Origin of the sequence: Variovorax sp. HJSM1_2 (genome assembly GCF_049316285.1) — a bacterium.
In the GTDB taxonomy this organism is placed as follows: Bacteria; Pseudomonadota; Gammaproteobacteria; order Burkholderiales; family Burkholderiaceae_C; genus Rhodoferax_B.
The window spans coordinates 55732-68897 of the sequence record NZ_JBMOXA010000003.1 but is presented as its reverse complement, the minus strand read 5'-3'; the positions used below and the strand labels follow the sequence as shown (position 1 = coordinate 68897).

Genomic DNA, 13166 nt, shown 5'->3' with positions numbered 1-13166 from the left:
GCAGGCGCGGCGCCGGGCGCCCATCCTGCGACAAATCCTGGCAAACAACAAGCCTTCGTGGCGGCCCGCCTGTCCTGTGTATCCGGTACAGATGACAGACGCCGGCACGGCAAGCAGTGCCAAGCGTGCACCTTGGCCTGGTGCTCCGCAAGCTATCAAAAACAGTAGCAATCATCGCTTGGCTGCCAAGCCTTTAGCGCCAAATTTTCTTAGAGACTAACGCGACATCTAGACATTTGCAGCACGGCGCGCCGACGGCGATTTGTTACCGGATAATCACCCACCATGAATCCCTTGCTCGCCAAACTCCAGCCCTACCCGTTCGAGCGGCTGAAACAGCTTTTCTCCAGCGTCACCCCCAACCCGGCCTACCGCCCCATCAGCCTGGGCATTGGCGAGCCTAAACACGCCACACCGCCGTTTCTGCAAAAGGCCATGGCCGAGGCCATCACCGCGCCCATCGCATCGTCCGGCGCGTCCAGCGGTTTGGCCGCTTACCCGGCCACGGCGGGCGACCTGGCACTGCGCAAGTCGTTCACCGACTGGATTCAAGGGCGCTACCAGTTGGCGCTGAACCCGGCCACCCAGGTGTTGCCGGTCAACGGTTCGCGCGAAGCGCTGTTCGCGTTTGCGCAGACGGTGATTGATCCAAACAAAGCTGGCGCCACCGTGGTGTGCCCGAATCCGTTCTACCAAATCTACGAAGGCGCGGCCCTGCTGGCCGGCGCCACGCCCTACTACGCCCCCAGCGACCCGGCGCGCAACTTTGCGGTCGACTGGGACAGCGTGCCGGCCGAGGTCTGGGCGCGCACGCAGTTGCTGTTTGTCTGCTCGCCGGGCAACCCCACCGGCGCGGTGATGCCGCTGTCTGAATGGGAAAAACTGTTTGCGCTGAGCGACAAACATGGTTTTGTGATCGCCTCGGACGAGTGTTACAGCGAAATCTACTTCCGCGACGAGCCGCCCCTAGGTGGCCTGGAAGCCGCCGCAAAACTCGGCCGCAGCGACTTCAAGAACCTGGTGGCCTTCACCAGCCTCTCAAAACGCAGCAACGTGCCCGGCCTGCGCAGCGGCTTTGTGATGGGCGACGCCGCCTTGATGAAGGCCTTTTTGCTCTACCGCACCTACCACGGCAGCGCCATGAGCCCGGTGGTGCAGGCCGCCAGCATCGCCGCCTGGGGCGACGAGGCCCACGTGGTCGACAACCGTGCCCAATACCGCGCCAAGTTTGCCGAGGTCACCCCCATACTGGCCGAAGTGCTGGACGTTGCCTTGCCCGACGCCGGTTTCTACCTCTGGGCCAAGGTGCCCGGACCGGCCGTGGTCGATGGCATCGACAGCGACGCGGCCTTCGCACGCGACCTGTTGGCTGCCTACAATGTCACGGTGCTGCCTGGCAGCTACTTGGCCAGAGAGACCGCCGATGCAGCCAACCCCGCGAGCAGCCTGAACCCCGGCCGGCAACGCATCCGCATGGCACTGGTGGCCGAAACCGCCGAGTGTGCGGAAGCCGCCCGGCGTATTGCCCTGTTTGTGCAGTCGCGCGCAGCCAAGGGCTGAGCTGCATCAGCCGATCACCATCATTACTAGTTTTAAACCTGAGCTCAACATCATGACCCAGCAACTGCAAACCATCATCGACGCCGCGTGGGACAACCGCGCCAACCTCTCGCCCTCGCTGGCCCCCAAGGAAGTGGGCGAAGCCGTGGACCACGTGATCGAACAACTGAACAACGGCACGCTGCGCGTGGCCACGCGCGAAGCCGTGGGCCAGTGGACGGTGCACCAGTGGATCAAGAAGGCCGTGCTGCTGTCGTTCCGCCTGAAGGACAACGAAATCATGAAGAGCGGCGACCTGGCCTTCTTCGACAAGGTGCAGACCAAGTTCTCCAACCTCAGCGCCGAAGAAATGAAGGCCACCGGCGTGCGCGTGGTGCCGCCTGCCGTGGCGCGCCGCGGCAGCTTCATTGCCAAGGGCGCAATCCTGATGCCCAGCTACGTGAACATCGGCGCCTTTGTCGACGAAGGCACCATGGTCGACACTTGGGCCACCGTGGGCTCGTGCGCGCAAGTTGGCAAGAACGTGCACTTGTCTGGCGGCGTGGGCCTGGGCGGCGTGCTCGAGCCGCTGCAAGCCAACCCCACCATCATTGAAGACAACTGCTTCATCGGCGCACGCTCGGAAGTGGTCGAAGGCGTGATCGTCGAAGAAAACTCCGTCATCTCGATGGGTGTGTACATCGGCCAAAGCACGCCGATCTACGACCGCGCCACCGGCGAGATCAGCTACGGCCGCGTGCCTGCGGGCTCAGTGGTGGTCAGCGGCAACCTGCCCAAGGACAATGGCCGCTACAGCATGTACGCCGCCATCATCGTCAAGAAGGTGGATGCCAAGACGCGTTCGACCACCAGCTTGAACGACCTGCTGCGCGAGTAATGTCGCCGTTGGCTTGAAGCGACTGTCTCGCTTCAAGCCAAACTCTCGCGCTAAGCTTCAGCCTCGTTTGCAATCTGGTTCACCTGGGAAACTTCATGAGCACGATGGAACGCATTTTGCGGTTGATGCACGAGAAGAAGGCATCCGACCTGTACCTCTCGGCCAACGCGCCGGCACTGATCAAGATCAACGGTCAGACCGTGCCGATCAACAGTCAGATCCTGACCGTGGACATGCCGCGCAGCCTGCTCGCCGAAGTGGTGGCGCCGGAGAACATGGCCGAACTGGAAACCTCGGGCGAACTCAATATCGCCCTGTCCATGGTGGGCGTGGGCCGCTTCCGCGTCAGCGCCATGCGCCAGCGCGGCACCTACGCGGTGGTGATACGCTACATCAACGGTGAAATCCCGTCACTCGACTCGCTCAACGTGCCGCCGGTGCTCGCCGAACTGATCATGGCCAAGCGCGGTTTGCTGCTGGTCGTGGGCGCCACGGGAGCCGGCAAATCGACCACGCTGGCGGCGATGATTGACCACCGCAACCAGAACGTCACCGGCCACATTCTCACCATTGAAGAGCCGGTGGAGTATTTGTTCCGCAACAAAAAATCGGTGGTCAACCAGCGCGAGATCGGCACCGATACCGCCTCGCTGCAAGTCGCCCTGAAGAACGCGCTGCGCCAGGCGCCGGACGTGATTCTGATCGGCGAAATCCGCGACCGCGAAACCATGGGCGCGGCCATTGCCTACGCACAAACCGGCCACCTTTGCATCGCCACCCTGCACGCCAACAACAGCCACCAGGCGCTGAACCGTATTCTCAACTTCTACCCGGTGGAAGTACGCCCCACCATGCTGGGCGACTTGTCGACCACGCTGCGCGCCGTGGTGTCGCAGCGCCTGCTGCGCACGCCCACCGGCGAGCGTGTGCCGGCGGTGGAGGTGCTGCTGAACACCGCCTTTGTGGCCGACCTGATCGCCAAGGGCGACTTCTCGGGCGTGAAAGAAGCCATGGAAAAATCGATTGCCGAAGGCTCGCAAACCTTTGAGGCCGATCTGGCGCGCCTGATTGCCGAAGGCCGCATAGACCGCAAGGAAGGCATTGCCAACGCCGATTCGGCCAACAACCTGATGTGGCGGCTGCAAAACGACTTCACCCGCAAGCCGGCGCAGGTACCGGCGGACGAGCCCGAAGACGAGGCCTCTTTCACCGAAATCACGCTAGACGTGAAGTCCTGATCCGCTCTCCCCCAAAATTTGACTGCCTGCATAAGGACCCCGGCATGAGCCGCACCCTGCACCTGACCGAACAACTCATTTCGCGCCACTCCGTCACGCCGGAAGACGCGCATTGCCAGAAGATCATTGCCGAACGTCTAAAGCCGCTGGGCTTTGTGTTCGAAACCGTAGAGAGTGGCCCCGACGACTTCCGCGTGACCAACCTCTGGGCCATTCGCAAAGGTTTCGGCCCCAGCGAAGCCGCTGCACTCACGCCCGTAGAGACCAAACTTCTGGTGTTTGCCGGCCACACCGATGTGGTGCCCACGGGCCCGCTCGACCAGTGGACCAGCGACCCGTTCACACCTACACACCGTGACGGCAAACTGTTTGGCCGTGGCACCAGCGACATGAAGACCTCGATTGCCGCGTTCGTTGTGGCGGTGGAAGAATTTGTCGCCCAGCATCCCGAATCCTATCTGTCGATTGCGCTGCTGCTCACCAGCGATGAAGAAGGCCCGGCCACCGATGGCACGGTCATCATGTGTGACTGGCTGCAGCAGCACGGTGAACAAATCGACTACTGCATCGTCGGCGAACCCACATCCGTGCTGCGCACTGGCGACATGATCAAGAACGGCCGCCGCGGCACCATGGGCGGCAAACTCACGGTCAAGGGTGTGCAAGGCCATATCGCCTATCCGCAACTCGCCAAGAACCCGGTGCACCTGGCCCTGCCCGCGCTGGCCGAGCTGGCCGCCATCAACTGGGACGAAGGCAACGCCTTCTTCCAACCCACCAGCTGGCAGATCAGCAACATCCATTCGGGCACAGGCGCGACCAACGTGATTCCCGGCACGGCCGTGGTGGACTTCAACTTCCGCTTCTCTACCGCCTCCACATCAGACGGCCTGCAAAAGCGCGTGCACGAGGTGCTGGACCGCCATGGGCTGGACTACAACCTGGCCTGGACCGTGGGCGGCCAGCCTTTCCTGACCGAACCGGGCGACCTGGTGGACACGGTACGCCAGGCCATACGTGATGAAACCGGCCTGGAGACGGAAATCTCCACCACCGGCGGCACCAGCGACGGACGTTTCATCGCCAAGATTTGCCCACAGGTGATAGAGCTCGGCCCGCCAAACGCCACCATCCACAAGATAGACGAGCACATTGCGCTCACCGACATCGAACCGCTGAAAAACATTTACCGCCGGGTGCTGGAACTGCTGGACGCGCAGTTGCAGCCCTGAAATTTATGACGCTGATTGAACTGATAGAACAAAGCGCCAAGCAACTGCGCGAAGCCGGCGTGGCGTTTGGCCACGGCACCTTGAATGCCTTTGACGAAGCCGCCTGGCTGGTGTTGTGGCGATTGGGTATGCCGCTCCATGAGCTGGACGATGTGAAAGAAACCCTGGTCACGCCCGAGCAGCAGGCGCAGGTGGCCATACTTTTGGAAGAACGCATTCACACCCGCAAACCCGCGGCCTACCTCACGCGCGAGGCCTGGCTGCAAGGGGTGCCGTTCTACATCGACGAACGCAGCATCGTGCCGCGCTCCTTCATTGCCGAGTTGCTGAGCGACGCCAGCATCGACCCCTGGCTGGGTGAACACACACAAAACGTGCTCGACCTGTGCACCGGCAACGGCAGCCTGGCCATACTCACCGCCATGACCTTTCCCGATGTGTTGGTGACCGGCGCCGACCTGTCGCCCGATGCGCTGGCCGTGGCGCGCATCAATGTAGACAAGCACAACCTGGCCGACCGCGTACGCCTGGTCGAATCGGATGGCCTGGCTGCCGTGGACGGCCCGTTCGATCTGATTCTGTGCAACCCACCCTACGTCAACAGCACCAGCATGGCCGCCCTGCCCGCCGAGTACCTGGCCGAGCCCCAGCTCGCACTGGACGGCGGTGCCGACGGCATGGACTTCATACGCCAACTGCTGGCCGGCGTGGCGCAGAAGATGACCCCGCACGCTGTGTTGGTGCTGGAGATCGGCAACGAACGCGAACACTTTGAAGCCGCATTTGACGGCCTGGAAGTGGTCTGGCTAGACACCAGCGCGGGCGACGACCAGGTACTGCTGGTCACCCGCGAGGCCTTGCTGGCCTACGCGGACTGAGTACGCGCTCTCTAGCCACTCTTCAAATGAGGGTGATGTTTTCAAATATCACGTCTCAAGATCGGCGAGAGTTCGACTCAGGGGAGTTGTGCTTTAAGGCGACTCTCGGCCATTAGCCAACATTCCCAGCCGCCGTCAAGCCACCCAAGAATGGGCGCCTTTGCAATCAATGAAAAAGCCCTTTGAACGACGGTCCGCACCTAAACGACCACGAGTTGCGGCAATACTCGCGATGGCTTTCGTGTTGTGGAGCTTTTTGCAAGCGGCCCTTGGTTTGCCTTATCAATTGCGGTTTGAAAATTCCGCCGCCAACTATTGGGCAGTTGTGATTGGCAGTCTGATGATTCCTTTTCTCCTGCTGCGGCTTTCACGCCCGCTCGCAGAACCCGGACCACGTCAACTTGGGACGGCCATAGCGATTCTGCTGGCAGTCCCTTGCTTGCTGCTTTCAAGTTGCGCCGCGTTCCTTGCGCCTTCGGCGGGCCTGCCTGACGATTCATACGAACTGATTAGCGAAGTTCAGTCGGACAAAACAGCCTATCGGCTATATCGAACTAATTGTGGCGCCACCTGTGCTTTCGGCCTTAACCTCAGAGAGGAGCGAGACTTGTTTGGCGGTCTTAAGTTGGTCTCGCAAAAATGGAGTCTGTATCGAGCTTCAAAGGGCCAGTTGAAGCTGAAGCAGGCTTCTGTTGTCGTTGTTGATGGCGACCAGGTTTTGGCTAGGATTTCACTCTAAGTTTCGTTAGTCTGGACCCTGCTACAAACGATGGCTGTCGGCCAGCAGCAGGCCTAAATTTGACCGCTCAAGTGGAGACCGCAGTGACAAAATTTACTCAAGTAGTGGTTGCGCTTTTTGTTGCGTTCTTGTTCGTCGGAGCAGTCTTAATGGCTTCTAACGGAAAGTTTAGTGGCGCCATTTTTTTGATCGTAATTGCAATGTTCTTTGTCATAGTTGCCAGAATGGCGACATTCGAAGCTCGCTATGGCATAGCTAAGCCCGAACCAGGAACACCGCGAGCTGACCTCACAACCCAAGTGAAACGGCTATGGAATGCGCCCGGATTGGAGGGGAAGTTCTACGTGGTGTTTCTTGCTACCGTCTTGTCAATCTGGCTCTTGCAACAAGTTCTTGGGCTCATTCTGAAAATAGCCAAGTAACTCATCTTGGGTGTCCGCTTTTGTGAAAAACAAGAGACCGCTGTGGGCCCAAAGCGGGCTTCGTCCTCGCTTTAAAACCGTCATTGGTCTTTTGGCAACTGACCGTTTTGAGCCGGCTTTGTTGTGTTAGCCAGGGCAGGACAAAGCGCCCACACTCAACACTATCTTGCACTAGGGTCTGTCTCAAAGCTAAACACCAGTCGGCGAACCGAGTCCTGAATGCCGCGCCATTCGGACAACAAACTTCGACGATAGCTAACGTACACCCACGCCTTAGCCTTTGGGTCCAAGTTAAAGTAATGTTTGCAAGGGGGGGCAGCTACGGGACGGTTGGAGCACTTAATTTCCGCTTCAACCCTTCCAGCGTCATCCCTATAAATGAAAATGTCCTCAGCGAAACGGTGCTCTCGATAGGGCTTTTTTGATTCTGGGTCAACACCCACCTGAACATAAACCTCTAAGCCATGCTCTTTCGCTGACATCCTTTCATAGCGCGACGGGAGGTTGCCAATTGCCCCTCTGCTTAACCACCCGTCTGCAATTCTGTCCAAAAAGCCGTCACTTGAATAGCTTTCGCCTGTGTTGAATCCAACAAGAATCCATGGAGTTTCAGCACTTCGATAGCGCCTTTTTTCTTCGAACAGTTCAGGACTGCTCAGGCCTGCCATGTCTGGGTAACGCACATCGAACCCAAAGCTTCTTAGTCGTGATGCAGGCGTACGTTGGGGAGTTTTCCCTGTCCTCTTTTCTCCCCAGCCCGGGTCTCCGTCGTACTCTACGTATGTTGCAAAATATGCTGGGATGGAGACCCGCATGCCGCCGAGGTCTGCCTGCAACATTCGGTCCAAATGTCGGGGGGCAGCTAATTCAGGCTCATCAGGTTTGAAGGGGGCCTTATCGGAGGGGGCCGCGTACAGCCCCACAACAAAGGCAATGACTGCCATCAAGACAACAGGTAGCAGGAACGCCAACTTCCCGATTTTTCGAGGAAAACACTTCATCCAAGAATTACTTCAATGTATGGAATTGGCCGAGTTGAGTGATGTCGGTGAATGGCCGGTTATGGCCGATTTCTGCCATCGTGGCTGAGACGGAAACTTGACTAACGCTGGCTGATAAAAATGGCTAACGGGATGACGCAAAAGAAGATTGCCCAAGCCCAGTTCCATGCCTTTCGACGAAAGGCGCAACGATCACAGAATCGTACAAATTTCGGTGGCGTAGGAAATTTGAAATGAAGCCGGACGGGCTTCGCTGAAAAACTCGGAAGGTTTCCACATCGGTAGCAGAGATTTTCCGTCCGCCACTTTTCTCGGCGATGTTCCAGGCGAACCAGCAGTGCCATGCACACACCGATGACCACAACAGTTGAAATTGCCGCAACCCACAAAATCGCTCACCCCTAAATGTCTTCTTTTGGCCGTCAGCAGCCGTCACCCTGCACACGACCAGTGCACATGCGATGCAACTGACGGCAAATCATCAACCAATCACTTCAGGCCATTCGGTATGGAAGAACTCACCCGCTGGCTTGTCGGTGCGTTCGTAGGTGTGCGCACCAAAGAAGTCGCGCTGCGCCTGCAGCAAATTGGCTGACAGGCGTGCCGAGCGGTAGCTGTCGTAGTAGGCCAGCGACGCGCTGAAGGCCGGCACCGGAATGCCATTGCGCACGGCCAGGGCCACCACTTCGCGCCAGTTTTGCTGCGTGCTGTTGAGCAGGTCTTTGAAGAACGGCGCCAACATCAAGTTGACCAGCGCCGGGTCGGTGCGGTAGGCATCGGTGATGTGGTTCAAAAAGCGTGCACGGATGATGCAGCCGCCGCGCCAGATGGAGGCGATGCCGCCAAAGTCCAGGCCCCATTGCTTCTTCTCACCCATGGTCTTGATCAAGTCAAAACCCTGGGTGTAGCTGATCACCTTGGACGCGTACAACGCGTCGTGCACCTTGGCGACCAGCTCTTTTTTCTCGGCGCTCAGGTTGGCTTTCGGGCCCTGCAGGTGTTTGCTGGCCTCGACACGTTGCGCCTTCTGCGACGACAACACACGTGCTTCCACGGCGGCGTTGATGGTGCTGATGACCACGGCGTTTTCGGCGGCGTTGAGCAGTGTCCACTGGCCCGTGCCTTTTTGGCCGGCCTTGTCGAGAATCAACTCCACCAGTGCACCACCGGTTTCCGGGTCTTTTTGCTCCAGCGCCTTGCCGGTGATCTGGATCAGGTAGCTCTGCAGGTCGCCTTCGTTCCACTCGTTGAAGATGGAGGCCATCTCGTCGGTGCTGAAGCCCGCCGCCTTGAACAGGCTGTAGGCCTCGCAGATCAACTGCATGTCGCCGTATTCGATGCCGTTGTGAATCATCTTCACGTAGTGGCCGGCGCCGCCCGGGCCAATGTGGATCACACACGGCTGGCCGTCCACCTTGGCCGAGATGCTCTCGAAGATGGGCTTCATCACCTCCCAGGTGGAAGCCGGGCCGCCGGGCATGATGGCCGGGCCCTTGCGCGCGCCCTCTTCACCGCCCGACACTCCCGCGCCAATGAAACGCAGGCCCTTGCTGCTCAGGTAGGCGTCGCGGCGCTCGGTGTCGGTGTAGAGGCTGTTGCCACCGTCAATGATGATGTCGTCTTTGTCGAGCAGCGGGATCAATTGCTCGATCACGTCGTCCACCGGCTTGCCGGCCTTGACCATGATCTGGATCTTGCGTGGCAAGGCCAGGCTTTGCACAAACTCCTGCAGCGTGGTGCTACCCACCAGCTTTTTGCCGGGATTGGCAGCCAGGAAGGCCTCTGTCTTGTCCGGGGTACGGTTGAACACGCTGACCTGGAAGCCGCGGCTCTCCACGTTCAACACAAGGTTTTGCCCCATCACGGCCAAACCGATCAGTCCGAAATCGCTTTTTTTGTTGCTCATGGATCTTTCCTGCAGATTGCTTGGTGAAGAGATTGATGAAGAGATTGCTGCCATTTTGTCAGCAAGCAAAACCCTGCTGGGCAAGAACACAATAAAATACCTTGCTGCCACAGATACCAATTGCGTAACACGCTATGTTTAGCGTAGCAACCTAGCCCCTTGGGCTTTGTGTCGAACGATTTCAGCCACCTTGTTTGCTCTTGTTAGCCCTAGGTGCCGCCCCAGCCCTGGTCCTCACCTCGGCGCCAATTGTTTCCGTTTTCTTGGCCGCCCCGGGCGGCCTCATTGCCATGATCACCCTGAAAAACGTCGTATTGCGCCGAAGCGCCAAAGTGCTGCTCGACAGCGCCAACCTCACCATCAACCCAGGTGAAAAGGTTGGCCTGGTGGGCCGCAATGGCGCGGGCAAGTCAACGCTGTTTGCGCTGCTCAATGGCACGCTGCACGAAGACGGTGGCGACTTCAACGTCCCCGCGCAATGGCGCTTGGCCCAGGTGGCCCAGGACATGCCCGAGACCGATCAGAGCGCCACCGATTTCGTGATCGACGGTGACACCACGCTGCTGGCCGCGCGCGAGGAAGTGGCCGCCGCCGAGGCCAGCGACGACGGTGAGCGCATGGCCAACGCCTACATGGCGCTCTACGACGCAGGTTCTGGCGATGCCCAGGCACGCGCGCAGGCGCTGATCCTGGGCCTGGGCTTCAAGACCAGCGAACTCGACAACCCGGTGAACAGCTTCTCGGGTGGCTGGCGCATGCGCCTGCAACTGGCCCGCGCGCTGATGTGCCCGTCCGACCTGATGCTGCTCGACGAACCCACCAACCACTTGGACTTGGACGCCCTGGTGTGGCTGGAAGCCTGGCTCAAGCGCTATACCGGCACGCTGCTGGTGATCAGCCACGACCGCGAATTCCTGGACGCCATCACCGACGTCACGGCGCACATCGAAACCGCCAAGCTGAACCGCTATGGCGGCAACTACAGCAAGTTTGAAGACATGCGCGCCGAGAAGATCGAATTGCAGCAGGCTTCCTACGCCAAGCAGCAAGACAAGATCGCTCACCTGCAGAAGTTCATCTCGCGCTTCAAGGCCCAGGCCAGCAAGGCCAAGCAGGCGCAAAGCCGCGTCAAGGCCTTGGACCGCATGGAAAAGATTGCGCCGCTGCTGGCCGAGGCCGAATTCACCTTCGAGTTCAAGGAGCCGGCCAACCTGCCCAACCCCATGCTGTCGATGGCCGATTGCACCTTTGGTTACCCCGCACCAGAAGATGCCGCGCCCGGCACGCCGCCCACCGTCATCGTGCAAAAGGTCAGCAAGTCGGTGCTGGCCGGCCAGCGCATAGGCATTTTGGGCGCCAACGGCCAGGGTAAATCGACACTGGTGAAAACCGTGGCGCGTGCGTTGCGCCCTATCGAGGGCGAAATCACCGAAGGCAAGGGTCTGAACATCGGCTACTTCGCCCAGCAGGAACTGGACGTGCTGCGCCCGGCCGACAACCCGCTGGAGCACATGATCCACCTGGTGAAGGAAACCACCGCCGCCGGCCGGCTGGCGGGTCAGGCGACACGCGAGCAAGACCTGCGCAGCTTTCTGGGCACCTTCAACTTCAGCGGCGACATGGTCAAACAGGCCGTGGGCAGCATGAGCGGCGGCGAAAAGGCGCGCCTGGTGCTGTGCATGATCGTCTGGCAGCGCCCCAACCTGCTGCTGCTCGATGAGCCGACCAACCACTTGGATCTGGCCACGCGTGAAGCGCTGGCCATGGCGCTGAATGAGTTCGAAGGCACGGTGATGCTGGTGAGCCACGACCGGGCGCTGTTGCGCTCGGTGTGCGACGAATTCTGGATGGTGTCGCGCGGCGGTGTCGCGCCTTTTGACGGCGACCTGGACGACTACCAGCGCTACCTGCTCGACGAAAGCAAACGCCTGCGCGAGGAAGCCAAGAACGCATCGGCTGCAGTTGCCAAGGCCCCCGCAGTGGCTGCGGCTCCCGCCCCGGTTGCCGCCCCGGCAGTCAACCCCGCCGAACAACGCCGCGTCGACTCCGCGCGCCGCCAGCAACTCGCCACCCAGGCCAAGCCGCTGCAAAAGCAACTCGACAAGGCCGAGCAAACCATGGCCGCGTTGCAAAAGGAGAAAGAGCAACTGGAAACCCAGATGAGCACTCCGCTCACGCCAGCCGATCTGGCCACTGCGGGCAAACGCCTGAAGGCCGTGGGCGACGAGTTGGCGACGCTGGAAGAACAGTGGCTGAGCCTGTCGGAACAGATCGAAGCCATCCGCACCGCCGAGGTGTAAGTGTTGGTTACCTCGCCCTGGTTTTGCCGGGGCGAGCGAATCATAAAGTCACGCCAGCAGCGAGCTGAGACAGTACAGTCGGCATTTCCATAACTCATCCCGGAACTGCATATGTTGTCTTTGATTGGAACTGTGATTGTGGGCTTTGTGGTGGGTTTGATCGCCCGCGCCGTCAAACCTGGCGACGACAAGCTGGGCCTGCTCATGACCTCCGTGTTGGGCATTGCGGGCGCGTTCGGTGCCAATTTCCTCGGCAGCAAGCTGGGCTGGTACGCCCCCGGCGAAGGCGCCGGCTGGATCGCCTCGGTGGTGGGCGCCGTGGTGCTGCTGTTCATCTACGGCATGATCGCCAAGAAGTCCTGATCAGCCCCAGGCTGCGCCCCTTCACTGGCGATCCCCCTCGGTACATCAGAGTAATCCTTTGGCTGTTAGGCTTCTGGCTTGAGTCACATCAGAGGGTCGAATCAAATGCCCACAGCCCTGCAACTCGCCGACGGAGATCCCGCACTGGTGCATGCCGTGCGCCGCAGCCGGCAAATGCTGCACCGCCAGGCCCTGCTCGCCGCTGGCGCCAGCATGGTGCCGATTCCAGGCCTTGACTGGGCGGTGGATGCGGCCTTGCTCAGCAAGCTCATCCCCCAGGTCACGGCCACCTTTGGCCTGGCGCCGGAACAGCTTGACCGGCTCAACCCTTCGCAGCGCGAGCAGGTACAGAAGGCGGTCACCATGGTGGGCTCGGTACTGATAGGCAAACTCATCACCCGCGAACTGGTTGTCAGTGCCGCGGCCAAGGTCGGCATGCGCATGACGGCCAAACAAGCCGCCAAATATGTGCCCTTGGCCGGGCAAGCCGTCGCCGCACTGATGGGTTATACGGCCATACGTTTTCTCGGGGAAGAACACTTGAAGGACTGCGTGCGCGTTGCGCGCTCGGCCCAACTGAAGTTGCAGGCGTAGAGCTGACCCGCGTCGCATGCAGCGACAAACACCATCCGCTTTTGCACAAGGCTGCG

12 protein-coding genes are annotated in these 13166 nt (G+C 60.0%); 10 read left to right on the top strand and 2 right to left on the bottom strand.

The window, feature by feature from the left end; all coding sequences use genetic code 11:
* Positions 1–285 precede the first annotated feature (285 nt).
* From dapC to ACFQ95_RS04455, 7 genes are all read left to right on the top strand, one after another.
* Entirely contained in the window at positions 286–1560 is a 1275-nt protein-coding gene (gene dapC, locus ACFQ95_RS04485) for a succinyldiaminopimelate transaminase (protein WP_422829619.1), read from the top strand.
* A 52-nt stretch (positions 1561–1612) separates the two neighbouring features.
* Positions 1613–2437 carry a 2,3,4,5-tetrahydropyridine-2,6-dicarboxylate N-succinyltransferase gene (dapD, locus tag ACFQ95_RS04480; RefSeq protein ID WP_422829618.1) on the top strand — a complete coding sequence of 275 codons (825 nt, stop codon included), beginning with the start codon at positions 1613–1615 and terminating at the stop codon, positions 2435–2437.
* Positions 2438–2532: 95 nt separating this feature from the next.
* Positions 2533–3675: a PilT/PilU family type 4a pilus ATPase gene (locus ACFQ95_RS04475; RefSeq protein ID WP_422829616.1), complete on the top strand. Its 1143-nt coding sequence runs from the start codon at positions 2533–2535 to the stop codon at positions 3673–3675.
* Between the two features lie 44 nt (positions 3676–3719).
* On the top strand, positions 3720–4907 hold the full coding sequence (dapE, locus tag ACFQ95_RS04470; protein WP_422829615.1) for a succinyl-diaminopimelate desuccinylase: 1188 nt from the start codon (positions 3720–3722) through the stop codon (positions 4905–4907).
* Positions 4908–4912: 5 nt separating this feature from the next.
* Complete coding sequence (prmB, locus tag ACFQ95_RS04465) at positions 4913–5785, top strand: 50S ribosomal protein L3 N(5)-glutamine methyltransferase (protein ID WP_422829614.1); 873 nt, start codon at positions 4913–4915, stop codon at positions 5783–5785.
* A gap of 232 nt (positions 5786–6017) precedes the next feature.
* Positions 6018–6524: a hypothetical protein gene (locus ACFQ95_RS04460; RefSeq protein ID WP_422829613.1), complete on the top strand. Its 507-nt coding sequence runs from the start codon at positions 6018–6020 to the stop codon at positions 6522–6524.
* A gap of 83 nt (positions 6525–6607) precedes the next feature.
* The gene (locus ACFQ95_RS04455) at positions 6608–6946 is read left to right on the top strand and encodes a hypothetical protein (protein ID WP_422829612.1); all 339 of its coding nucleotides are present in this window, start codon (positions 6608–6610) and stop codon (positions 6944–6946) included.
* A gap of 161 nt (positions 6947–7107) precedes the next feature.
* On the opposite strand, the gene ACFQ95_RS04450 is transcribed toward ACFQ95_RS04455, so the two are convergent.
* Together ACFQ95_RS04450 and gnd are read right to left on the bottom strand one after the other, a co-directional pair.
* The gene (locus tag ACFQ95_RS04450; RefSeq protein ID WP_422829611.1) at positions 7108–7890 is read right to left on the bottom strand and encodes a hypothetical protein; all 783 of its coding nucleotides are present in this window, start codon (positions 7888–7890) and stop codon (positions 7108–7110) included.
* A 538-nt stretch (positions 7891–8428) separates the two neighbouring features.
* The gene (gene gnd, locus ACFQ95_RS04445; protein WP_422829610.1) at positions 8429–9853 is read right to left on the bottom strand and encodes a decarboxylating NADP(+)-dependent phosphogluconate dehydrogenase; all 1425 of its coding nucleotides are present in this window, start codon (positions 9851–9853) and stop codon (positions 8429–8431) included.
* A gap of 290 nt (positions 9854–10143) precedes the next feature.
* Here gnd and ACFQ95_RS04440 point away from each other — a divergent pair, with 290 nt between their 5' ends.
* From ACFQ95_RS04440 to ACFQ95_RS04430, 3 genes are all read left to right on the top strand, one after another.
* Positions 10144–12153: an ABC-F family ATP-binding cassette domain-containing protein gene (locus tag ACFQ95_RS04440; RefSeq protein WP_422829609.1), complete on the top strand. Its 2010-nt coding sequence runs from the start codon at positions 10144–10146 to the stop codon at positions 12151–12153.
* 111 nt (positions 12154–12264) lie between these two features.
* Entirely contained in the window at positions 12265–12516 is a 252-nt protein-coding gene (locus tag ACFQ95_RS04435) for a GlsB/YeaQ/YmgE family stress response membrane protein (protein ID WP_422829608.1), read from the top strand.
* Positions 12517–12621: 105 nt separating this feature from the next.
* A complete protein-coding gene (locus tag ACFQ95_RS04430) occupies positions 12622–13110 on the top strand; it encodes a hypothetical protein (protein ID WP_422829607.1) in 489 nt (162 codons plus the stop codon).
* The last annotated feature ends 56 nt before the right edge of the window (positions 13111–13166 follow it).

Coding starts and splice junctions, on each gene's coding strand:
- dapC (WP_422829619.1), top strand. CDS start 286: ATGAATCCCTTGCTCGCCAAACTCCAGCCCTACCCGTTCGAGCGGCTG.
- dapD (WP_422829618.1), top strand. CDS start 1,613: ATGACCCAGCAACTGCAAACCATCATCGACGCCGCGTGGGACAACCGC.
- ACFQ95_RS04475 (WP_422829616.1), top strand. CDS start 2,533: ATGAGCACGATGGAACGCATTTTGCGGTTGATGCACGAGAAGAAGGCA.
- dapE (WP_422829615.1), top strand. CDS start 3,720: ATGAGCCGCACCCTGCACCTGACCGAACAACTCATTTCGCGCCACTCC.
- prmB (WP_422829614.1), top strand. CDS start 4,913: ATGACGCTGATTGAACTGATAGAACAAAGCGCCAAGCAACTGCGCGAA.
- ACFQ95_RS04460 (WP_422829613.1), top strand. CDS start 6,018: ATGGCTTTCGTGTTGTGGAGCTTTTTGCAAGCGGCCCTTGGTTTGCCT.
- ACFQ95_RS04450 (WP_422829611.1), bottom strand. CDS start 7,890: ATGGCAGTCATTGCCTTTGTTGTGGGGCTGTACGCGGCCCCCTCCGAT.
- gnd (WP_422829610.1), bottom strand. CDS start 9,853: ATGAGCAACAAAAAAAGCGATTTCGGACTGATCGGTTTGGCCGTGATG.
- ACFQ95_RS04440 (WP_422829609.1), top strand. CDS start 10,144: ATGATCACCCTGAAAAACGTCGTATTGCGCCGAAGCGCCAAAGTGCTG.
- ACFQ95_RS04435 (WP_422829608.1), top strand. CDS start 12,265: ATGTTGTCTTTGATTGGAACTGTGATTGTGGGCTTTGTGGTGGGTTTG.
- ACFQ95_RS04430 (WP_422829607.1), top strand. CDS start 12,622: ATGCCCACAGCCCTGCAACTCGCCGACGGAGATCCCGCACTGGTGCAT.